This window comes from Martelella sp. NC20 (assembly GCF_013459645.1).
GTDB lineage: Bacteria > Pseudomonadota > Alphaproteobacteria > Rhizobiales > Rhizobiaceae > Martelella.
This window is the reverse complement of the sequence record NZ_CP054861.1, coordinates 5,011,200-5,031,844: the sequence shown is the minus strand read 5'-3', so window position 1 is coordinate 5,031,844 and position 20,645 is coordinate 5,011,200. Positions and strand designations below refer to the sequence as shown.

Sequence of the window (20,645 nt, the reverse complement as noted above, 5' to 3'; positions counted from 1 at the left end):
TAGACAATGTCTGTCAATCTCGCAGCCTTGCTGTTTCTCGTCTCCGCGGTGCTTTTCATTCTGGCGCTGCGCGGCCTGTCGCATCCCTCCACCAGCCGCAAGGGCAACCTTTACGGCATGGTCGGCATGGGGATCGCGATCGTCACCACGCTGTTGCTGGCAAAGCCTGATTTTCCGGCCCTGATCCTGATCGTTCTGGCGATCGCGATCGGCGGCGGTATCGGCGCCTATGTCGCGCGCACCATTCCGATGACCGCGATGCCGCAGCTTGTCGCGGGCTTTCACTCGCTCGTCGGTCTTGCGGCGGTGCTGGTGGCGGGGGCGGCGCTCTACTCGCCGGAAAGCTTCGGCATCGGCACGCCGGACGATATCCATCTCAGAGCCCTGATCGAGCTTTCGCTCGGGGCGGCGATCGGCGCCATCACCTTTACCGGCTCGATCATCGCCTTTCTGAAGCTCGATGGGCGGATGTCCGGCAAGCCGATCATGCTGCCCGGACGCCATATCATCAATATCGCGCTTCTGGCCGGGCTGGTGCTGTTCATCGTGTCGCTGTCGGCAACGGCCAATCCGGTTCACTTCTGGCTGATCGTCATTCTGGCGCTGGCGCTCGGCGTTCTGCTGATCGTGCCGATCGGCGGGGCCGACATGCCGGTCGTGGTGTCGATGCTGAACTCCTATTCGGGGTGGGCGGCTGCCGGCATCGGGTTTACGCTCGGCAATATGGCGCTGATCGTCACCGGCGCGCTGGTCGGCTCGTCCGGCGCGATCCTGTCCTACATCATGTGCAAGGGCATGAACCGCTCGTTCATTTCCGTTATTCTCGGCGGCTTTGGCGGCGATAGCGGGGCTGCCGCCAGCGCGTCGGATACCGATCGCTCCGTCAAGACCGGTTCGGCCGACGACGCCGCCTTCCTGATGGAAAACGCTTCCAAGGTGATCATCGTGCCGGGTTACGGCATGGCTGTTGCCCAGGCCCAGCACGCGCTGCGTGAACTGGCCGACAAGCTGAAGGAGAAGGGCGTCGAGGTGAAATATGCCATTCACCCGGTCGCCGGCCGCATGCCGGGGCACATGAACGTACTGCTCGCCGAGGCCAATGTGCCCTATGACGAGGTGTTCGAACTTGAGGATATCAACTCCGAATTCGCCCAGGCCGACGTCGCCTATGTCATCGGCGCCAACGACGTCACCAACCCGGCGGCGCGCGACGACAAGGCCTCGCCGATCTACGGCATGCCGATCCTCGACGTCGACAAGGCCAAGACCTGCCTGTTCGTCAAGCGCTCGCTCGGCTCCGGCTATGCCGGCATCGACAACGAGCTGTTCTACAAGGACGGCACGATGATGCTGCTCGGCGATGCCAAGAAGATGACCGAGGACATCGTCAAGGCCTTCGAATAGGCAGTGCCTGGTCTTTGAGAATGTTTAAGCCCCGGCGGTTGTTTTCGCCGGGGCTTTTTGCTGGGCGTTCGCCCTTGCGGAACCGCGCGGCACCACCGCACGTTGTCCAGAGGCAACATCAACCGAGGACAGTACGTGGCCAATTTCAGGAAACCCCTATCCGTCGCTCTCATCCCAGCGATGGCATTTTGCCTGATGGCGTTCGATCTTCCCGAAAATCCGCCGGTGCCGGAGCAGCGTCCGGATGGCGGGGCTGCCGTGGAGGCGCCGGTGACGGAGGAAAAGCCCGCTGCGGAAGAAAACGAAGCGGCGGAGGAAGAGGCGGTCGAGAAGGTCGGGGAAGACCTGCCGGACGAGCCGCCCATGCCTGAAGAGCGCGCCGAGAACCCGCCGCCGCCAGATCCCAAGCCGCCCGAGGAGGACGAGGGCGAATTTCTCCGCTGCACGGCGGCGCTCACCGCGCTCGGAGCGCAGTTCGACGTGCTCGCGCCAATCGACGGGGAGGGGGCCTGCGGCATGGCGCGGCCGCTGAAGGTCACTGCGGTTATGGAAGGGGTGGAGCTTTCGCCCGAGGGCACGATGCGCTGCAAGACGGCGCTCGCGCTTGCCACATGGGCGAAGGCCTATGTCGAGCCGACGGCGAAGATCGCGCTTTCCGCCGATGCGCGGCTGGTCGGCGTCGAGCAGGCCTCGGCCTATGTCTGCCGCGGCCGCAACGGCGTATCCGGCGCCAAAATCTCCGAGCATGCCAAAGGCAATGCGGTCGATGTTCGCAGCCTCTCCTTTTCGGATGGCACCACGGTGGAGATGCTGCCGCGCACAAAGGACGGCAGCGCCACAGGCGCCTTCCAGCGCACCGTCAGCGCAGCGGCGTGCCTCTATTTCATGACTGTGCTGTCACCCGGCAGCGATGCGACCCATCAGGACCACATGCATCTCGACGTGATCGAGCGCAACGGCGGCTACCGCTACTGCCGGTAGGCGGCTGCTTCCGGTCGCGCAATCAACTCGCGAGCCAGGCAATGGCTTCTGTCTGCTTGTCAGGGTCGAAGACCTTCACCTCTGCATGGAACAGCATGCCGAACATCTGAACGGCCTGGGTAAAGCCCTTGTTGGCGCTGACGATCGCGATGCTCTTGAATTCCAGCGGTTCGGAGCGGCGGAAGGGCTGGCCGCCGATCGCGGTGCCGACATCCGATCCGGCGAAATCCGAGCCGGTCACCAGAAGCAGGCGCAGCCCGCCGCCCTTTGTGCTCTGGGTTTCGAGCGCCGGAAGCAGGACGTTCTGGTAATCATTGGCGCTCAGCGCCTTGTGAATCGTGAAGCCGATCATGGTGTCCGGCAGGTTTTCGATTTTCTCAAGCATGGAATCCCTCCGATTTTGCCCCATGTTGTAACGCGGCCACCGCAACTTTAAAAGCGCCACCGAGCAGGATTGCCGATTTGTAATCCGTGCAACCGGACCACGATCAAAAACATGAGTAGAACTATCATATTTAAACTTTACCTTTTTAATCATGTTTTATATGCTCGCCGCGACATTGCGAAATTCCCCTTGTTGAGGAGGCATTCATGGCGAAGAAAAACCGGCGTAAAGCGGCTCGGTCCGAACAGAAATCCGGGGAGGTGACGCGGGTAGCGGACGCGCCGGACGGCCTTTCCGGCCGCAGTTTTCTTTATGTCGGCGGGCGCGACTGTCAGGTCGCTCATCTGCGCGCGGTAGCCGATGGTTATGGCGCGGAACTGATCCACCATGATGGCGGCCTGCGCGAGGCGGTGTCGCGAATCGACCGGGTGCTGCCCTCCGTCGATTGCGTGTTCTGCCCGATCGACTGTATCAGCCACGATGCCTGCGTCCGCGTCAAATCCGGCTGCAAGAAATTCAACAAGGCGTTCATCCCGCTCCGCAACGGCTCGAAATCGTCGCTCGAGCGCGCGCTGCAGAGCATGAACGAGCGCAAGACCTGATGATATGTGATATCGATGGGGTTCGCCTGATCGGCCTGCACAGCACCGATGCTGCCGGCATGCTGGTGAACCGCTTTGGCCCGATGCGCGCCGGCGCGGCGGTTGTCCCCTTTGCGCAACGGCGGCGTCGCCGTGCCGGGATTTCCGGAACCGGTACTGTGATAGACCTCGCCGCCTGGCGTCATCAGGTTGAAGACAAAACGATAGAGGTAAGACAATGTATATCGCAATGAACCGCTTCAAGGTCGCGACCGGTTCCGAGGAGGCGTTCGAGGCCATCTGGAAAGGCCGGGATTCCCGGCTCGCGGAACTTTCCGGCTTTATCTCGTTCCATCTCCTGAAGGGCAGGCAGTTCGCCGACGACGGCTATACGCTCTATGTCTCGCATACGATGTGGGAGAGCGAGGAGGCGTTCACCGACTGGACCAGATCCGAGCAGTTTCGCGATGCCCACAGGAATGCCGGCGAACGCAAGGCGGAATATCTCGGGCCGCCGGTTTTCGAAGGCTTCAATGCAGTCGAGGGCGCGTGATGAGCGATCCGACGGAAATCACGGTTCTGCCTGTTCTCCCTTCGGTCAATCTTGCCGAGACCAGGGCGTTCTACACCGAAAAGCTCGGATTGTCGGAAGTGGTGCACGAGCATGAGAATTACCTCATCCTGCGCCGACCCGGACTGGAACTGCATTTCTGGCTGACCGACGACAAATCGCTTTGCGAACGGACATCGGTCTATATCCGCGGCGGCGGCATCGACGCGCTTTATGCCGAGTACGAAATGCGCGACATCCTCCATCCGCAGGGCTTTGCCGAGCGCGCATGGGGGATGAAGGAATTCTACATCTCCGATCCGCACGGCAATCTGCTGCGCTTCGGCCGCATTCCGGACGATGTAAAGGAATAGTCAGTCGCGGCTTGCCGGCAGCAGCGCGGCGAGTGCGGCCATCAGCCAGCCCGCTATGATCGCGGTTCCGCCAACCGGGGCCGCCATGCGGAAAAGATCCGAGCCCATATAGGCGAGCGCCGCGATGTCGCCTGCAAACAGCAGCGTTCCGAATGCGATCAATATCCCCGACGCAGTCGCGACGGCGGTGCGCATGGCCAGCATCGCGAGCGCCAGCAGCGCCGGGCCGTTGGCGAGACAGACGAGGGCGGCCGATTGCAGCACGGCGCTGTCGCCATGATAGGCGGCGGCGGCAAGCATGACACCGCTTGCGCCAGTGAGGCCTCCGCAGAAAAGCAATATCCGTGATGAAAGCGCAAGGCCTGCCATCCTCAACTCCTGTTTTGCATGTGATAAGCGAGTTTCTCGATCGGCGGCATGATCACCGCGCGCAGCCTGATATCGGGCACGGTCTCTTCCAGCGCCCGGCGGAAGCACAGCAGCCACTCATCGCGCTCCTCCGGCCCGATCGGCGCCGGCATATGGCGCATTTTGAGGCGCGGATGCCCGTGTTTTTCGACATAAACCGGTGGTCCGCCGAGATAACCGGTCATGTAGTCGCGAAATTTCGCTTCCGAACCCGATAGGTCGGCAGGATGGACGGCGCGGCAGCGCGCGGCCTCCGGCAGGGTATCCATCAATTCGTAGAAACGGTGCACGAGCCGTGCGACGGCGTCGGCCCCCCCTATGGCCTCGTAAAGTGTGACCGTTTCGCGCGCGTTCATCTGGTCGTCCTGCATAAACCTATATCCGCGATCTCTGCTTTTCCGTCGAAGGCGTAGTCAACAGACCCGTGCGCGTCAACCGCGTTGGCTGTGGTCAACTGCAACGCTCTCCCGTGGCGGGGCTGCCGTCCGGAGAACCGGCCGGAAACGCATCGGCGATATCGGCCAGGGTCATGCCGGAAAAACGCCTGAGCAGCAATTGCTCCGCCTCGTCGAACACATCCTTCAGTTTCGCGTTAACCGCCTGCTCGATCGGGCAGCCCGGCATGTCGTAGGCGGGGCCGACGGCGAATACCGATGGCTCCCCCACGGCGCGGTAGATGTCGAGCAGCGACAGTTCGGAAAGCGGTCTTGCCAGCGTCCAGCCGCCGCGATGGCCCTTTTCGGAGCGCACATATCCCTGATCGCGCAGCCCCGCCATGGTGCGGCGGATCACCACGGGATTGGCGTCGAGCATGCCGGCGATCATGTCGGAGGTCATGACGCCGTCATAGCGGCCCATATGGATCAGAACATGAAGCATGCGCGAGAGCCGGCTGTCCTGTCGCATGATGTCTCTCCTTTGGGTGATGCTCGCGAGATCGCCTTGCCGTTTTCTCCTACCACGGTCAGCAAGTCACGTCACAACAAAAGTTTCGAGAGCCTTGACTCGCGTAAATTATGTAACTTATGTTGTGTCGAGATATGAAAGGTTATCCCATGAATGCTATCATTCACGACGTGATCATAATCGGCGGAAGCTATGCCGGTCTTTCCGCCGCCCTGCAGCTCGGCCGCGCCCGGCGCAGCGTGCTTGTCATCGATGAGGGGCAGCGGCGGAACCGGTTTTCAAGCCACTCGCATGGCTTTCTCACCAATGACGGCGCCGATCCCGCCGTCATCGCCGCCGACGCGCGCGCCCAGGTGATGAAGTACAGCACGGTAAGCTGGCTTTCGGCCCGGGCCGAAAGTGCGGTACGCCTGGAGCCGGACGAAGGTACCGAGGCGCGCTTTGCGGTCACGGCCAAGGGGGAACGGCATCTGGCGCGCCGGCTGCTTCTGGCAATCGGCGTCAGGGATATCATGCCCGATATCGCCGGCCTTGCCGAACGCTGGGGCAGGGCGGTGTTTCACTGCCCGTATTGCCATGGCTACGAGCTGAACCAGGGAGAGATCGGTGTGATTGCCGGCTCGGCGCTTTCGCTGCATCAGGCGCTTATGCTGCCGGATTGGGGCCCCACGACATTGCTCCTCAACAACGCCTTCGAGCCGGATGACGACCAGCTTCAAAGCCTTGCGGCGCGCGGCGTGACGATCGAGCGCGGCCCGATCGAGGCGATTGCCGGTCACGCCGACGTTCGGCTTGTGGGTGGGCGGGTTCTGCCCTTCGCCGGCCTGTTCGCCCTGGCGCGGTTCGAGGTCGCCAGTCCGATCGCGAGCGACCTCGGCCTTGATTTCGAAGAGGGGCCGATCGGGGCGGTGATCCGGACCGGCGAGATGAAGGAAACCAGCCAGGCGGGCGTGTTTGCCTGCGGCGATGCCGCTCGCCCGATGGCATCCGTGGCGCTCGCCGTGGGTGACGGCAATCTCGCCGGCGCAAGCGTGCATCGTTCGCTGCTGTTCGGCTCACACTGAGCGGGTTGCGGGTAGGGCGTGGATCAAGGCGCAACGCAATGCAGCGCAACGCCTTTTTCCTGCAATACGCCGCGATGCTCCTCGGCCAGTTCCGATCCGGTGAACACTGCGGTGAAGGTTTCGAGCCCGGTCAGGAAATGCAGGCCGGGGCGGCCGAACTTGGTGTGATCGGCCAGCAGGACGCGCCGTTCGGCGCCTTTGACGACCAGCCTTTTGGTTTGCACGACTTCCGGGTCCTGGTGGAAGGCCGCGCCCTCATAGATCGCCGATGCGGAGATGAAGCCGATATCGGCGCGCAGCCCCCGGAGCGCGTCCTCCGTCAGCAGGCCGAAAAATCCGTTGAACTTGCGGCTGTACTGGCCGCCCAGCGCCATCAGTTCGATGCCGGCAACGCCGGCAAGCTGTGAAATCACACTCAGATTGTTCGAAATCACAGTCAGCGGCAGGCGGTGGGTCAGATGCTCGGTCAGGTTGGCCGCCGTCGACGAATCATCGATCATCAGCGTCATGCCAGGCTCGACGAGCGCTGCCGCACGCGCGGCGATCCGCGCTTTTTCGTTGGCCGCCATCTTCTGGCGATAGCGGAAATCCGCCTGGAACATCGCTGACGACTGCACGGAAGCCCCGCCGCGCACCTTGCGGAGCTGGCCGGAGGCCTCGAGTTCATCCAGATCGCGATGCACCGTCATCTTCGAAACATGGAAGCGAAGGCTCAGCTCATCGACGCCTGCGGTGCCCTTTTCCATCAGCAGCGCCATCATCGCCGCCCGTCTTTCATCGGCTTTCACCGGCCTCTCCATGTCCCAATGTTCGGGTGTTTTAGATATAACACCGCCGTCTATGATACATATCACATTTTATAACGATTAAAATAACAATTAATATGTTGTTTGTAAAATGATATTGTTATTTTCGTCGCACCTCCTATCATCAGAAAACAAAGCTGCCATAATCGGGTGGCTGAGGAACATTTTGATGGGCCGCCGACAAAGGCGGCGCTCGATCACAGGAGACTTGGCGATGCCCCGGATTACCTTGCGGCAGTTACTCGATCACGCGGCCGAATACGGTTATGGCGTTCCGGCCTTCAACATCAACAACATGGAACAGGGCCTCGCGATCATGGCCGCGGCGAAACAGACGGCGTCGCCGCTGATCATTCAGGCAAGCCGCGGCGCGCGTTCCTATGCCAACGACCTGATCCTGGCCAAGCTGATCGAAGGACTGATTGAACTTTATCCCGATATTCCGGTTGTCATGCATCAGGACCACGGCAACAGCGAAGCCACCTGCATGACCGCCATCCAGTACGGCTTTTCCTCGGTGATGATGGACGGTTCTCTGGAAGCCGACGGCAAGACCCCGGCCTCCTACGAATACAATGCCGGCATCACGAAGCGGGTCTGTGATTTCGCCCATTGGGCGGGCGCCTCCGTCGAGGGCGAGATCGGGGTGCTCGGCTCGCTGGAGACCGGCGAGGGCGAGAAGGAGGACGGCCACGGCTTCGAGGGCAAGCTCGAACGCGAAGAGCTTCTGACCGATCCCGAACAGGCGGTGCAGTTCGTGAAGGACACCGGCGTCGATGCGCTGGCGGTTGCCATGGGCACCAGCCACGGGGCCTACAAGTTCACCCGCAAGCCGGATGGCGAGGTGCTGGCAATGGATGTGATCGAGGAGATCCACCGCCGCCTGCCGAACACCCATCTGGTCATGCACGGCTCATCCTCCGTGCCGGAGGAGCTTCAGGAGATCATCAACAGATATGGCGGCGAGATGAAGCCGACCTGGGGCGTGCCGGTCGAGGAAATCCAGCGCGGCATCAAGCATGGCGTGCGCAAGGTCAACATCGACACCGACAACCGCATGGCCATGACCGGGGCGATCCGCAAGGTGTTCGCCGAAAACCCGTCCGAATTCGACCCCCGCAAATATCTGAAACCCGCGATGGAGGCGATGACCAGGCTCTGCGTCGAACGCTTCGAAGCCTTCGGCACGGCCGGTCACGCCGACAAGATCAAGGCGATCCCGATGTCGGAAATGGCCAAACGCTACGCCAGCGGCTCGCTGGCGCCGAAGATCGGGTAACATGCCTTCTCCGGTCTTTTCCTCAGGGGAAGGGCCGGGAGAGGAAGATGGATCAGTCTCGCCGTTCCATCGACCGTGACACCAGCAGCACCGGGACCAGTCCCGCAAGAATGATGATGATCGCGGGCACGGAGGCGCTTTCGACCTGGGATCGCGAGGCATCCTCGTAGACGAGGGTTGCAAGCGTGTTGAAGTTGAACGGTCTGAGCAGGATCGTCGCCGAAAGCTCCTTCAGCGTCTCGATGAACACCAGCAGCGCCGCGGTCCACAGCGCCGGGCGCATATTGGGCAGAAGCACGGAAAACAGCGCCTTCATCGGCGGCCGGCCAAGCGTGCGCGCGGCCATATCGAGATTGGGCGAGAGTTTCTGGAAGCCGGAATCGATGCTGCCTTCGGCCATCGCCAGAAACCGTGCGGTGCAGGCATAGACGATCGCAAAGCCGCTGCCTGACAAAACCAGCCCCGTCGAAATCCCGAACGAGGATCGCATCAGGCCATCCACGCCGTTATCGAACCCGGCAAGCGGTATCAGCACGCCGATCGCCAGCACTGTTCCCGGAATGGCGTAGCCGAGCGAGGCGAGGCGGGCGAAACCGCGGGTCCTCGGCGAGGCATGGCTTCTGACGGCGTAGGCGATCGTCAATCCGAAGATGACAGCGGCGATCGCGGCCAGCCCGGACACGGTGATGCTGGTCATCAGGGCATCGAGCAGGCGCGCGGAGGCGAAATCGTCCAGCCGCTTCAGCGCGAAATCGAGCAGCACCAGCGCCGGGACCAGAAAGCCGATGACGACCGGCAGCATGCAGCTGACGGTCGCAGTCCAGGCTTTCGCGCCGGTGAGCCGCTGCCGGGCGGCCTCGCCGCTCGCGCGCGCCGAGGCGTAACGCTGGTTTCGCCGCGCCAGCCGCTCAAGCATGATCAGCGCCAGCACGAAGGCCAGCATGATCGCCGAAAGCTGCGCCGCCCCGCCCAGATCGCCCCGGTTCAGCCAGGTCTCGTAGATCGAGAAGGTCAGCGTATTGACGCCGAGATATTGCACCGCGCCGATATCGTTGAGGCTTTCCATCATCACCAGCGTCAGCCCGACAATGATGGCGGGGCGGGCCATCGGAAACTGCACCCGCCACAACACCCGCCAACGCCCCGCGCCGAGGGTGCGGGCCACCTCCGCCGCATTGCGCCCCTGCATGGCGAATACAGCGCGGGCGGTGAGGTAGACATAAGGATAGAGCACCGCCGTCATCACCAGCACCGCGCCGCCGAGCGAGCGGATATCCGGGAAATAATAGTCGCGCGCGCTCTGAAAGCCAAAGACCGAGCGGTAAAGCGTCTGCACCGGGCCGGTGAAATCGAGGAACTCGCCGAAGGCATAGGCGGCGAGATAGATCGGCATGGCGAGCGGCAGCACCAGAAGGACCGAGAGCGCCCGTCGGAAGGGGAAGCTGAACGACACCACCAGCCATGCCGTCATGACCCCCACCACTCCGGTGATGAGGCCGTTCAGCGCCAGCAGCCAGAATGTCCGCCGGGCTGCACCCGGCAGCACCGTCGTTGCCAGATGTGAAATCGCCGAAAGATCGGAGGTGAAGGCGAGCCAGACGATCGCGGCAAGCGGCAGCAGCATCAGCGCGCAGATCACGCCCGCCGCCAAGGGGAGCGGCGCAAACGCCATCCGCCGACGAACGCGCGTGGTGTTGCTGATATCTGATGCGGACATGGGCAGCGGCCTTCCGGCAAGCCGATTTGTGATGACCGTTCTTACGGTCTCAATCCGTCCCGGGCAATACGCCCCGCGCTCTCAATAATGCAGCGGCCGGGCCTGCCGCTCGGGCAGGAAAACCTCGACCAGCATGCCTTCATTCGGCACTGCCTGAACGACCAGGCGCGCGCCGAGGCTTTCGGCAAGTCTGCGGGCGTTTTCCAGATGCGTATTCTCAGGCGCGGCCTGTTCCGTCCGCGCGCCGCCATTGCCGACGCGCCGGCGCGAGGGGGCGATGCCATTGTCGCGGAAACGCAGGACCGTGCCGCCGTCCGTCGTCAGCGCCGTCGAAACCACGACCTGACCGCCCGCCGGCGTAAACTGAACCGCGCCCAGCAGCAGTTCATGCGCGATTTGCCGGAGCGGCTCCGGGGAGCCCGTGGTGGTGGCGACGCTTGACGAAAGGGCGGCGCGAATGATGATCCGCCGGCTGTTGGCGCGCGGCTGCACCATGCTGACGGCTTCGGCGACGGCGTCGTTGATGCGCGTTGCCTTATCCCCGGCGGGCTTTGTTTCGGGTTCCGCCGGGGGCGGAGCGATTTCCGGTTCCGGCTCACCCAGAAGCCGCCCGATCACGCCGCGCGCATGACGGCCCTTGGTCGCTATTTCCCGGGCAATTCCATGGTAGCGGGCATCGCCGATCGCGCCGAACGGCTGGTGATCCAGGGTTTCGGAAAGCGAAACGATCGCTTCGATCGGCTGGCGGACCTCATAGCGCAGCGCCGAGATGAACGCCTCGCGGTCATCCTCGGCCTGGCGCGCCTCGCGCCGGGCCGCGCGCAGATCGTCCTCGCGGCGCTTCAGCGCGGTGATATCGCGCAGCACCACGCAGATTCCGTCCGATTGCGGCAGCGGGCCAAGCGTCACGTAAAGCGGGATCAGCCCGCCGCCCGATTCCCGGCCGATCACTTCCAGCCCCTCCGTGGCAATCTCGCCGGCCGGCCGCTGGCTGAGGCGGTCGAGATGCATCCTGATATCGCTGTGGCTCTCCTCGGCGAACAGGATATCGACCGATTTGCCCGCGACTTCCGCCGTGTCGGTCGCAAACAGAGCGGCGGCCGAGGCGGAGAGCGAGCGCAGCTTCCGCTCACCGTCCAGGATCAATATGCCGTCTGTGGCGGTGTCGAGGATCGAGGACAGTTCGGCGACCTCGGCGTCCTTGGCAGGCGCTGCTTCGCTCCCCTGCTTTGGCGCGGCGCCAGCTACAGGCGTTTCAAGGGAAACCGCATTCTCGTGTTCCGGACGCAATGTGAGCGCGAGCGCCCGGCCATTGTTCCAGGTGATCGCCTGCATGTGGAACGATACCGGAAGCCTGTCGCCGTCGGCCGTGCGCAGGAACAACCGGTCGTCGCCGCCGCGCTCGACAAAGGCATCGGTTCCGCCGGCCGCGATCACCGCGTCGAGCGAGCCATAGCCGGAAATCGCCAGAAACGCGGGGTTGGCGTAGAGGACACGCTCTCCCGCCTGAATGACGATCGGGTTTTCACTGCGATCGAATGCGGACGTGTCGGGCGCGCTTTCGGGTTTGTCGAGAGGTGCGGTCGTGCGCCGGATCACCGGGCCGGCGGGCACGCTCTCCGGCGCTTTCGGTTCTATATCCTCGGCAGGGGCTGCGGAGCGCAACTGGCTTGCGATCTCATCCAGCGCATGGCGCTCGTCCGCCGTCAGCGTTTTCGGGTTGTCGGCCTGCTTTGTCTCCTGCGTCCGGACCGGCCGCGGCGCCTCCCGCTGTTCGCCAAGCCGGACGAGGCCGAAGCCGCGAAAACCATCGAACCGGCGCTCACGGGTGAAGGTGGGCAGGGCCGCGAGATCGACCGGCACGACCATGTTGGTGTCGCTGAGCGGCCATTCGACGCTGCGGCCGGACCATGTTTCCGTCGTCTGCAGCAGGTCGCCGATCGCGCCGGCGCCCTTGACGCCGAGCTGCGATTCGATCTCGGCGAAGGTGAGGCCGGAGATCGCGCCGGTTTCCGCGCCGACGGCCTCGACCAGTTCCCCGGAGGTTTCGACGATCCGCCCGGCGATATCCGTGCGCCAGACGAAGCGGAGCGGAAGCGCTGTTTCCAAGACAGCGTCGGCCGGTGCTTCCCCGGGCAATGCCGGCTCGGGTTGCTTTCTGACCACGGGGCTTGCGGGCTGCCCCACCCTTGCCTCCATCAGCGCGCCAAGGCTTTCGTCAATGGCGGCGATGGCGTCGCGCGCCGATCGCTGTGGTGCGGCCGGTTCGAGGCGTTCGGGCCGCACATGCGGTCTGAGTTCCGCCGAAAGATCGGGGGAGACGGCGAGCAGGAACAGGTCGGGCGTGCTGGAAAGCCGTCCCAGCGCCACCGGCCAGATGCCGGCGTCGTTGGTTACCAGTCGCTCGATATAGCTGTCAGCCCGCCTCGAAAGGCTCAGGGCGATTTCGGCAATATCGTCTTCATTAACACCGGTAGCGGCGAATTCGTCGGATTTGAGCGTGATCCGCCCGTCGCCATCCACGAGCGCCAGATGTTGCGGTCCTTGCACGAGGCTTGCGTCATCCTGGCCATCGGCCTCGCATTCCAGCAGGAAATAGCGTTTGCCGGCAAGCACGAACAGTCGCGCCATCGCCGTCGTCGCCACCCGCCGGAACCGCTGCGTCAGGTGAATTGTGAGGTTTTCGCAATCGCCAGGTTCCAGCAGCCTGTCGGCGGCGGCGGTGAACTGACGCCGGAGAATCGGATCGGCCAGGCCAGCGCCGATCGCCGCGTCTGTCGCGGGATAACCGAAAAGCCGGGCTCCGGCGGCATTGGCCCACACGATCGCGCCATCGGGAGCGTCGAATACCAGCATGGGCCGCGCCTCCAGGAATCGCTGGCGCAGGGCAGGGTGCGATGCAAAGGCGATGAAGGGCGGGATGCTCATGAACTGCAGTCCGGTTCGCGTTGTCGGCCAGGCGCGTGGGCGCCGCCTGTTAATGCTTTTTTAATAATAATAACGAAAGCGGTCCAGATCGAGGCAAGGTTTTTCGCGCTGCACGGTTAATGTTCGGCGCACGGCTGTTTGAATCTTTGAGGGAGGACACGTTGGGGCTTGCAAATTCGGTTCAGGCACTTTAAACGGGCCGCGATGCATCACGCATCGCCCTTGGGCGGTTGTAGCTCAGTTGGTTAGAGCGCAGGTTTGTGGCACCTGAGGTCGTAGGTTCGATTCCCACCAACCGTACCATTCCCTTCTTTATATTCTGTATTCCGGGCGTCGCCGGCGTCATTGCCCTCCCGGTGCGTCGCAGATAATACAAAGTTAACGTTAACAGCTACTTTGGTTATCGTGAACAAACCGTCTTATCCCTGTCATCTTAGGCCTTGCAGCATGTTTATGCTCTCTGCAATGACATGAAGAGCCTTGCGAGCGCTTGTGAACGTCATGGCGATGATCTATGGTTCCGGCGATTTCAGAGACATTTTCGGCCGGGGCCTGGCGGTTGACAGATAGTATGACCAACCTGACCGCTTATTTCACGGGACTTGGCCTTTCGGCCGCAGCGGTCCTGTGCGCCGGCGCACAGCCGGCATCAGCGCAATTGCTGGAAGGGCCGGGCGCCCTGTTCCTCGATCAGACTCCGATCGAGATGATGGCTTCCAACTATTCGAGTTTCGAGACCGGTTATCTTCTGCCGCGTGGCGCTGTGTATCTGCAGGTCGGCTTCGATCAGACCGGTGCCGGGGCCGGGACGGGCACGGAAGTCTACAATCTGCGCGGCGACTGGGCCGTTGCCGACTGGCTTCAGGTCAGCGCGTTCGGCCAGGTGTTCGACGATCCGCCGCTTTGCGGGACGGCGGCCTGCAATGCCAACCTGACCTTCCTTGCCGGCGGCGGCGGTTTGAAGCTCGGACTTGTCGACAGCTACGGTCTTTCGATCGCTGCTTCCGGATCGCTGGAGACTATTTTTCTCTCGGGCAATCTTTATGGCAACGAGGCGAACGGCAATTGGGAGATGGCCGGCAGCCTGCAATTGCCGATGAGCCTGACGGTCACGGACAGTCTTCGGCTGCACGTCACGCCGGGGGTTTCTTTTCTGCCGGATAGCGTCAACGGCGTGCCCTATTACGGCACCATTCCCTATGTCGGCGCGGGGCTCACCTGGCAGCCGATCACCGGCCTTCAGTCCTATGCGACCGTCATGCTGCCCTACGGCACGGATGGCAACGGCCTTTCGAGTTCCGGCGGGTTCGAGGTCACGCCGGTGTGGATGACCGGGGTCAAATTTGCGGTGACGCCCAAGGCGGCCGTGGATATCTTCGCGACCAATGGCTGGGGACAGACGCCGGCGACCAGTATCCTGGCCTTTCCCGGCAATGACGATGACATCGCCTACGGGATAAGGTTGAGTTACACGCCATGGGTCGGAGTGGCGACCCGGGATGTCTATTTCGACAGCTACCGGGTGGATATGCTGAGCCCGGTGACCCACCTCGAACGGGCGCGCCAGATTGACGGGTTGACGCTGACCAGCGCCAATACGCTCACCCCGCACCGTATCCTTGCGGAGGCCGGGATCGGCAACCGGGATTTCATGGACGTCCATCTCGGCTTCAGCCCGGATCAGGATCTGCAGCTTGACGCGATCTTCTCGCAATATCCGGGCGGCGGCGTTGCCGGAAATGCGCTCAGCCCCTGGTCGGATGAGTGGTCGTACATGGTTGGCGGCAAGCTGCGGCTGATGGACCAGAATTACGGCGACCTGTTTTCGCTTGCGGGGCAGGTCCTTGCAGGCCGGGACTTCAACCAGCCGACGGTCGGCGTTATTTACGCGTCTCTTCCGGCGAACCTTGCCCTTTCGGATACAGTCTCCGTTGCGCTCGAATCGAAGTTCGCGGCCTATGGCGACGAACGCCTGAAAGCGATTGGCGGCGGCGTGACGGTGCGTCCGGTGCGCGATCTGGCACTGATCGGCGAGGTTACAGTGGACCTTGACGAGGGCGATCCGGTCTGGGCGGGTGGAGTGCGCTACGCGCTTCCAAACACGCCGTTCAGTGCCGACGCCTATGTTACAAATGCAACAGGTCTGCATGGAGTTGGAACAATGCTCGCTCAGGATGAGGCCCGCTATGGACTCACTTTACGTTTTGCGTATTAAAGTCATCCCACTCGTTTTGAATGCGATATTTTAACGGGTGCCTGCAAGTCGGTTGGAGGCAGTCCGGGTTATAATCTTTTTATATGCTTGTTGAGGTAGATCGGTTTTTAATTCATTTTCAACTGTTCGCGCGTATCCCGAAAGCGTAATAGTGCGTTTCCAGATGCATGTGTTCAGAAGGCTCGAATGCCAGAGCAAAAACAAGGCAATTCGGAGAATTTCTAAGTGCGTGCTGTAACAACCATTTGTCTGACCGTGCTGCTTTCCGGCTGCAGCGCCATTTACAATGTGTCGGAAGTGCGCCCGGTCGTGGGCGAAAGCTCGTCCGTGAAGGTGGTGCCGGTCACGAGCCAGAATGTGCTGCTTGCGAACGCCCTCACGCCCTATAGACCCTTGTCTCTGCCTTCGGTGTTCGATCAGACGGCGACCCTCCATGGCTCGGCCGTCCCGCAGATTTCCGCTTACAAGCCGCAGGCGAGACCCGGCCCGATCGCGACCAAATTGCCGCCTCTCCAGCAACCGAAATCCTATCGCATCGGGGTCGGTGATGTTGTGCTTCTGGCGACGCCCAACGCCGACTCTGCGATAAACGAGATCAACGGCCTGCTGGCGGCGCAGAACGCCCGCCAGGGCTACACGGTCCAGGATGACGGCGCGATTGCGATCCCCACCGTGGGGCGCGTCAATATCGCGGGCATGACGCTCCAGGAAGCTCAGTCCGCCCTGTTCCAGAAGCTGGTTGCGAGCCAGATCGACCCGACCTTCAATCTTGAGATCGCCGAATTCAATTCGCAACGCGTATCCGTGGGTGGCGCTGTCGGCAATCCTCAACTGGCGCCGATCACGCTGACGCCGCTCTATCTCGATGAGGCGATCACGGCGGCAGGGGGCATCCAGGCAACCGATCCGAGTTATGCCACTGTGCGGCTCTATCGCAATGGCGAGGCCTACCAGATAGCGGCCACGAAACTTTTCGCCAAGAACGACATCCCGAAAGTGCTGTTGCAGAACGGCGACCGGGTTTTCGTCGACAGCGAGTATTCCGTGGAACTTGCCGAAGGCTATCTCCGGCAGGAGCTCGATCTCGCAAAGTTTCAGCGCGATGTGCTGGACGAACAGCGCGACATCTTCGAGACGAGAGTGAGCATGGACGCGGTCGATCGCGACTATGTCTATGTCTTCGGTGAAGTGAAGAACCAGGGCCGCTGGCCTTTGCCCTTCGATCGCTATGCAAGTCTGGCGGACGCGATGTTCGAACAGGGCGGGATTTCGCCGGTAACCGGCAATCCGCGCCGGATATATCTGTTGCGAAAGAGCCCTCTGCAGACCGCCGGCCCGATGGAAATCACCGCATGGTCACTTGATGCGCAAAACACCGCTAACCTGCTTCTGGCGACCGAGTTGCAGTTGCGGCCGAACGATATCGTTTTCGTTGCCTCTCAGCCGATCACCAACTGGAATCGTGTGATTTCCCAGGTGCTACCGTCGATTTCCATCCTGGGAACCGCGAACGGCATCCTGAATTGATCCGGATTGGATGACGGAGCGCGACGTTTCGCTCTGATCGCGCAACGATGAAACGCAGGCTGCCGACAAGGCCTTCCCTCAAATTCGTCCGTCGTGCCGGCCTCGAGCCGGCATCCAGGACCTCTTTTGATGAACTTCAAGGAAGAGTTTTTGCGCGCGAGGGACTAGAGTCTGTCAGGTTCAAATCGAACCAGACAGACTCTAGATTTATTTGTTTTCGTTTGTCTTTTTGGGAAAACCGGATTCCACTTTTCCCTGACAAACTCTAGCGCTTGCTGGATTCCGGCTCAGGGCCGCAATGACGGCGGAGAAGGAGGCCACGCCGGGATTGCGTATGGGTCTTCTCAACAAACAGACGGCGGCGTGTTGCCGCCGTCCGGTTTTTTGCGGGCCTCAGGGGCCGTCGTTGAAGCCAACCTTGTCGACCAGTTCGGATGCTTGCTTGCGGTGCGACGCCACGTCCGAAAGCGGCAGCGTATCGGGATTGATCTCGCCGAACGACTGCACGATCTCGGAGGCTTCGGCCCCAGGCATCACCGGATACTCAAAAACCTGTTCGGCGTAGATTTCCTGGGCCTCGGGCGAGGCGAGGAATTCCATCAGTTTCAGAGCGTTGTCCGGATGGGGCGCATTCTTGGCCATGGCCATGCCGGAAATGTTGACATGGGTGCCGCGGTCGTCCGCATTCGGGAACAGCACGGTGATGGCAGCCGCCCAGTCCTTCTGCTCCGGGTCTTTCTCATTGGTCATCATCAGGCCGACATAATATGTATTGCCGAGCGCAATGTCGCATTCGCCAGACATGATCGCCTTGGCCTGACCGCGGTCATTGCCGTTCGGCTTGCGCGCCAGGTTGGCCTTGAAGCCTTTCAGCCATTCCTCGGTATATTCGGTTCCGTGGTGGGCGATCATCGAGGCAATCAGCGCGATATTGTAGGGATGCTGGCCGTCGCGGACGCAGATCGCGCCCTTCCATTTCGGATCGGCCAGTTCCTCATAGGTAATCGGAATGTCGCCCACCCTGTCCTTCGAGGCATAGACCACGCGTCCGCGCTTGGTCAGGGCGAACCATTCGCCGGCGTCGTCGCGATATTGCGCTGGAATGTCGGCATTGATAAGCTCGCTTTCGACCGACTGGGTGACGCCGGCCTCCTTGGCTTCGGTCAACCGTCCGATATCAACAGTCAGGATGACGTCCACGGGGCTGTTGACCCCCTCGGCCTGAATGCGTTCGACAAGGCCCTTGTCGAGGAACAGGACATTTGTCTGGATTCCGGTTTCCGCCTCGAACCGTTCCAGCAATGGCGCGATCAGCTCCGGCTGGCGGTAGGAATAGACGTTGACCTCCTCGGCAGAGAACGCCGGCGCGGCGAACGCCAGAGTGCCGACCGTCGCAAAAATACGGGTGATCGCTGAAAGTCTTGTCATTTCTTTCTCCCTGTGGTCTCTTATCTTGAGTATTGTAATCAGGTAATAGCCGACCCCTGTCAAGCTTCTGTGAAACAGACTTGAGTGAAAATTTCTTCTTTTGGAATTGTTCAAAAGAGGGAAAGGCGCTATAACGTGGAAACATTCTAAAGAGGAGCACGGTATGCGCCTGACAAAGCAGACAAATTATGCGGTTCGGATGCTCATGTATTGCGCCGCCAATGAGGGAAAGCTGAGCCGCGTGCCCGAGATCGCCAAGGCATATGGCGTTTCGGAGCTGTTCCTGTTCAAGATCATCCAGCCGCTTCACAAGGCCGGAATCATGGCCACCGTGCGCGGCCGCAATGGCGGTGTCCGCCTTGGCCGGCCCGCAGCCGATATCACTTTGTTCGATGTCGTGCGGGTGACGGAAGAGAATTTCGCGATGGCGGAATGTTTCGAAATCGGGGCCGAATCGGATTGTCCGCTGGTCGACAGTTGCGGCTTCAATTCCGCGCTCCGTGAGGCGCTCAATGCCTTCTTCGCGGTTCTGGCAAAATACACCATCGACGATCTCGTTCGCCGCCGCCCCGACATTTTCAGACTGCTCAATATTGAGGACAGTCGCAAGACCGAGCAGTCAGCGGCCTGATCGGCGCTTATGCCGGGCCGGTCATCGGCCCGACATCGGCAAACACCTCTTCGATGGTCTTCTCCAGAATGTCGAACATCGTGTCCATCTCCGACCGGGTGATGATGAAGGGCGGCGCCAGCACGACGGAAGCGCCGAGCGGGCGGCAGATCAGTCCGTTTAGAAGCGCCTTGTTGGCGATCCTTTCGGATATGCCGATCTTGCCGTCAAAACCCGCCTTTGTGTTCCTGTCGGCAACGATTTCGATCGCGCCCATAAACCCGATGCCGCGCGCCTCGCCGGCGTGACGGTGCTCTCCGAGCCGGCCGAGCCGCTCCAGGAAGTGCGGTGAGAGCTTGCGGACATTGTCGATCAGCCCTTCATTCTCGATCACGTCGAGCGCCTTCAGCGCAACGGCGCTGCCGAGCGGACTGCCGGCTGCGGTGAAACCGTGGGGGAATTCGCCGAAGCGTTCGCAGGCCTCCATCAGCGACGACGAGAGCTGCTCGCCGAGAATGACCGCGCCCATCGGGTAATAGCCGGCGGTCAGGCATTTCGAGGCGATGATCGCGTCCGGCTCGATGGCATAGACATCGCTGCCCCACATTTCGCCAAGCCGTCCGAAACCGCAGATCACCTCGTCGGCGATCAGCGGGATGCCGTATTTCCTCAGGATCGGGCGGATCGCCTGGAAATAGCCCTTCGAGGGCGGGATAACGCCGCCTGCGCCCTGCACCGGCTCGGCAAACATGCCGGCGATCGTTTCCGGTCCCTCGCGCTCGATCAGGTCCTCAAGGTTGCGGGCCATGCGCTGGGTGAACGCCTCCTCGCTCTCGCCCGGCAGGCCGTGGCGCCAGAAATGCGGGCAGTCGGCGTGCAGGAAACCCGGCAGCGGCAGGCCGAACTCGGCATTATAGGGCTTGGCGGTCATCGACGCGGTGGCGATGGTGACGCCGTGATAGGCGTTCTGGCGGGTGATGATCTTGCGCCGCTCCGGCTCGCCTTTGGCGCGATTGATCATCCACAGCATCTTGACCATGGTGTCGTTCGCCTCGGAGCCGGAATTGGTATAGTAGACCTTGCCGCTTTCAAACGGCGACAGGCCGATCAGCCGTGCCGACAGTTCGACCGTGACATCGGCGACCCGGCCGAAGAAGGAATGGTAGCCGGGAAAACGTCTGGCCTGGGCGCAGAGCGCATCGATCAGGCCCTGATGGTTGAAGCCGGCGACATTGTTCCAGAGCCCGGAATTGGCATCGAGATAGCGCTTGCCATCGACATCGACGACATGGACGCCCTCGCCGTGGGAGAGCACGATCGGGCCGATTTCATCCAGCGAGGCGAAATCAGAAAAGCCCGGAAAGAGGTTTTCCATGCCGTGTTTTTCCCATGCATGCATCGTTTTCTCCGTCTGTTGCTCAGGCTGCGAGGTTTGTCGCGTACGACAGCCATCGTCAAGCCATGTCTGTTCGCGCCGACCAT

Annotated in this window: 20 protein-coding genes and 1 tRNA gene; 12 read left to right on the top strand and 9 right to left on the bottom strand. The window is 61.8% G+C overall.

Going from position 1 to position 20,645, the window contains the following annotated elements; all coding sequences use genetic code 11:
• Positions 1-6: 6 nt before the first annotated feature.
• Positions 7-1,404: an NAD(P)(+) transhydrogenase (Re/Si-specific) subunit beta gene (locus HQ843_RS24065; RefSeq protein WP_180900832.1), complete on the top strand. Its 1,398-nt coding sequence runs from the start codon at positions 7-9 to the stop codon at positions 1,402-1,404.
• A 195-nt stretch (positions 1,405-1,599) separates the two neighbouring features.
• Positions 1,600-2,385 carry an extensin-like domain-containing protein gene (locus tag HQ843_RS24060; RefSeq protein ID WP_180900833.1) on the top strand — a complete coding sequence of 262 codons (786 nt, stop codon included), beginning with the start codon at positions 1,600-1,602 and terminating at the stop codon, positions 2,383-2,385.
• Positions 2,386-2,407: 22 nt separating this feature from the next.
• Here HQ843_RS24060 and HQ843_RS24055 read toward each other — a convergent pair whose 3' ends face one another.
• A complete protein-coding gene (locus HQ843_RS24055) occupies positions 2,408-2,770 on the bottom strand; it encodes a SpoIIAA family protein (protein ID WP_180900834.1) in 363 nt (120 codons plus the stop codon).
• A 206-nt stretch (positions 2,771-2,976) separates the two neighbouring features.
• Here HQ843_RS24055 and HQ843_RS24050 point away from each other — a divergent pair, with 206 nt between their 5' ends.
• Genes HQ843_RS24050 through HQ843_RS24035 form a run of 4 tightly spaced genes read left to right on the top strand, consistent with a single transcriptional unit; the run spans position 2,977 to position 4,275 of the window.
• Complete coding sequence (locus tag HQ843_RS24050) at positions 2,977-3,372, top strand: DUF2325 domain-containing protein (RefSeq protein ID WP_180900835.1); 396 nt, start codon at positions 2,977-2,979, stop codon at positions 3,370-3,372.
• Positions 3,372-3,605, top strand: coding sequence for a hypothetical protein (locus HQ843_RS24045; protein WP_180900836.1), 234 nt, complete (start codon positions 3,372-3,374; stop codon positions 3,603-3,605). The genes HQ843_RS24050 and HQ843_RS24045 overlap by 1 nt, the downstream gene beginning before the upstream one ends.
• A complete protein-coding gene (locus HQ843_RS24040) occupies positions 3,590-3,904 on the top strand; it encodes an antibiotic biosynthesis monooxygenase family protein (RefSeq protein ID WP_180900837.1) in 315 nt (104 codons plus the stop codon). The genes HQ843_RS24045 and HQ843_RS24040 overlap by 16 nt, the downstream gene beginning before the upstream one ends.
• Positions 3,904-4,275, top strand: a complete 372-nt coding sequence (locus HQ843_RS24035; RefSeq protein ID WP_180900838.1) for a bleomycin resistance protein — start codon at positions 3,904-3,906, stop codon at positions 4,273-4,275. The genes HQ843_RS24040 and HQ843_RS24035 overlap by 1 nt, the downstream gene beginning before the upstream one ends.
• On the opposite strand, the gene HQ843_RS24030 is transcribed toward HQ843_RS24035, so the two are convergent.
• From HQ843_RS24030 to HQ843_RS24020, 3 genes are all read right to left on the bottom strand, one after another.
• Complete coding sequence (locus tag HQ843_RS24030) at positions 4,276-4,644, bottom strand: DUF423 domain-containing protein (RefSeq protein WP_180900839.1); 369 nt, start codon at positions 4,642-4,644, stop codon at positions 4,276-4,278. It abuts the gene before it with no gap.
• A 2-nt stretch (positions 4,645-4,646) separates the two neighbouring features.
• Positions 4,647-5,039 carry a group II truncated hemoglobin gene (locus HQ843_RS24025; protein WP_180900840.1) on the bottom strand — a complete coding sequence of 131 codons (393 nt, stop codon included), beginning with the start codon at positions 5,037-5,039 and terminating at the stop codon, positions 4,647-4,649.
• A 94-nt stretch (positions 5,040-5,133) separates the two neighbouring features.
• Entirely contained in the window at positions 5,134-5,589 is a 456-nt protein-coding gene (locus HQ843_RS24020; protein ID WP_180900841.1) for an Rrf2 family transcriptional regulator, read from the bottom strand.
• Between the two features lie 158 nt (positions 5,590-5,747).
• On the opposite strand from HQ843_RS24020, the gene HQ843_RS24015 reads away from it, so the two are divergent.
• Complete coding sequence (locus HQ843_RS24015) at positions 5,748-6,653, top strand: NAD(P)/FAD-dependent oxidoreductase (protein WP_180902049.1); 906 nt, start codon at positions 5,748-5,750, stop codon at positions 6,651-6,653.
• A gap of 23 nt (positions 6,654-6,676) precedes the next feature.
• Here HQ843_RS24015 and HQ843_RS24010 read toward each other — a convergent pair whose 3' ends face one another.
• The gene (locus tag HQ843_RS24010) at positions 6,677-7,441 is read right to left on the bottom strand and encodes a DeoR/GlpR family DNA-binding transcription regulator (protein ID WP_246710213.1); all 765 of its coding nucleotides are present in this window, start codon (positions 7,439-7,441) and stop codon (positions 6,677-6,679) included.
• 232 nt (positions 7,442-7,673) lie between these two features.
• On the opposite strand from HQ843_RS24010, the gene fba reads away from it, so the two are divergent.
• The gene (fba, locus tag HQ843_RS24005; RefSeq protein WP_180903334.1) at positions 7,674-8,738 is read left to right on the top strand and encodes a class II fructose-bisphosphate aldolase; all 1,065 of its coding nucleotides are present in this window, start codon (positions 7,674-7,676) and stop codon (positions 8,736-8,738) included.
• Between the two features lie 52 nt (positions 8,739-8,790).
• Here the strand turns inward: fba and HQ843_RS24000 are convergent, their stop codons facing one another.
• A complete protein-coding gene (locus tag HQ843_RS24000; RefSeq protein ID WP_246710453.1) occupies positions 8,791-10,410 on the bottom strand; it encodes an ABC transporter permease in 1,620 nt (539 codons plus the stop codon).
• Between the two features lie 126 nt (positions 10,411-10,536).
• Positions 10,537-13,383, bottom strand: coding sequence for a PAS domain-containing sensor histidine kinase (locus HQ843_RS23995; RefSeq protein WP_180900844.1), 2,847 nt, complete (start codon positions 13,381-13,383; stop codon positions 10,537-10,539).
• Positions 13,384-13,609: 226 nt separating this feature from the next.
• On the opposite strand from HQ843_RS23995, the gene HQ843_RS23990 reads away from it, so the two are divergent.
• The 3 genes from HQ843_RS23990 to HQ843_RS23980 all read left to right on the top strand — a co-directional run bounded on the left by HQ843_RS23990 (position 13,610) and on the right by HQ843_RS23980 (position 17,125).
• Positions 13,610-13,686: transfer RNA gene (locus tag HQ843_RS23990), tRNA-His, on the top strand.
• Between the two features lie 268 nt (positions 13,687-13,954).
• Positions 13,955-15,598: a hypothetical protein gene (locus tag HQ843_RS23985; protein ID WP_180900845.1), complete on the top strand. Its 1,644-nt coding sequence runs from the start codon at positions 13,955-13,957 to the stop codon at positions 15,596-15,598.
• 225 nt (positions 15,599-15,823) lie between these two features.
• On the top strand, positions 15,824-17,125 hold the full coding sequence (locus tag HQ843_RS23980; protein ID WP_246710212.1) for a polysaccharide biosynthesis/export family protein: 1,302 nt from the start codon (positions 15,824-15,826) through the stop codon (positions 17,123-17,125).
• Between the two features lie 393 nt (positions 17,126-17,518).
• Here HQ843_RS23980 and HQ843_RS23975 read toward each other — a convergent pair whose 3' ends face one another.
• Positions 17,519-18,553: a Fe(3+) ABC transporter substrate-binding protein gene (locus HQ843_RS23975; protein ID WP_180900846.1), complete on the bottom strand. Its 1,035-nt coding sequence runs from the start codon at positions 18,551-18,553 to the stop codon at positions 17,519-17,521.
• Positions 18,554-18,716: 163 nt separating this feature from the next.
• Here HQ843_RS23975 and rirA point away from each other — a divergent pair, with 163 nt between their 5' ends.
• Positions 18,717-19,184, top strand: a complete 468-nt coding sequence (gene rirA / locus HQ843_RS23970) for an iron-responsive transcriptional regulator RirA (RefSeq protein ID WP_180900847.1) — start codon at positions 18,717-18,719, stop codon at positions 19,182-19,184.
• 7 nt (positions 19,185-19,191) lie between these two features.
• Here the strand turns inward: rirA and HQ843_RS23965 are convergent, their stop codons facing one another.
• Positions 19,192-20,562, bottom strand: a complete 1,371-nt coding sequence (locus HQ843_RS23965; protein ID WP_246710211.1) for an aminotransferase — start codon at positions 20,560-20,562, stop codon at positions 19,192-19,194.
• Between the last annotated feature and the right edge of the window lie 83 nt (positions 20,563-20,645).

Bases quoted from the DNA above. Each gene is read 5' to 3' on its own strand.
- HQ843_RS24065 (WP_180900832.1), top strand. From the start codon at position 7: ATGTCTGTCAATCTCGCAGCCTTGCTGTTTCTCGTCTCCGCGGTGCTT.
- HQ843_RS24060 (WP_180900833.1), top strand. From the start codon at position 1,600: ATGGCGTTCGATCTTCCCGAAAATCCGCCGGTGCCGGAGCAGCGTCCG.
- HQ843_RS24055 (WP_180900834.1), bottom strand. From the start codon at position 2,770: ATGCTTGAGAAAATCGAAAACCTGCCGGACACCATGATCGGCTTCACG.
- HQ843_RS24050 (WP_180900835.1), top strand. From the start codon at position 2,977: ATGGCGAAGAAAAACCGGCGTAAAGCGGCTCGGTCCGAACAGAAATCC.
- HQ843_RS24045 (WP_180900836.1), top strand. From the start codon at position 3,372: ATGATATGTGATATCGATGGGGTTCGCCTGATCGGCCTGCACAGCACC.
- HQ843_RS24040 (WP_180900837.1), top strand. From the start codon at position 3,590: ATGTATATCGCAATGAACCGCTTCAAGGTCGCGACCGGTTCCGAGGAG.
- HQ843_RS24035 (WP_180900838.1), top strand. From the start codon at position 3,904: ATGAGCGATCCGACGGAAATCACGGTTCTGCCTGTTCTCCCTTCGGTC.
- HQ843_RS24030 (WP_180900839.1), bottom strand. From the start codon at position 4,644: ATGGCAGGCCTTGCGCTTTCATCACGGATATTGCTTTTCTGCGGAGGC.
- HQ843_RS24025 (WP_180900840.1), bottom strand. From the start codon at position 5,039: ATGAACGCGCGCGAAACGGTCACACTTTACGAGGCCATAGGGGGGGCC.
- HQ843_RS24020 (WP_180900841.1), bottom strand. From the start codon at position 5,589: ATGCGACAGGACAGCCGGCTCTCGCGCATGCTTCATGTTCTGATCCAT.
- fba (WP_180903334.1), top strand. From the start codon at position 7,674: ATGCCCCGGATTACCTTGCGGCAGTTACTCGATCACGCGGCCGAATAC.
- HQ843_RS24000 (WP_246710453.1), bottom strand. From the start codon at position 10,410: ATGGCGTTTGCGCCGCTCCCCTTGGCGGCGGGCGTGATCTGCGCGCTG.
- HQ843_RS23995 (WP_180900844.1), bottom strand. From the start codon at position 13,383: ATGAGCATCCCGCCCTTCATCGCCTTTGCATCGCACCCTGCCCTGCGC.
- HQ843_RS23985 (WP_180900845.1), top strand. From the start codon at position 13,955: ATGACCAACCTGACCGCTTATTTCACGGGACTTGGCCTTTCGGCCGCA.
- HQ843_RS23975 (WP_180900846.1), bottom strand. From the start codon at position 18,553: ATGACAAGACTTTCAGCGATCACCCGTATTTTTGCGACGGTCGGCACT.
- rirA (WP_180900847.1), top strand. From the start codon at position 18,717: ATGCGCCTGACAAAGCAGACAAATTATGCGGTTCGGATGCTCATGTAT.
- HQ843_RS23965 (WP_246710211.1), bottom strand. From the start codon at position 20,562: ATGCATGCATGGGAAAAACACGGCATGGAAAACCTCTTTCCGGGCTTT.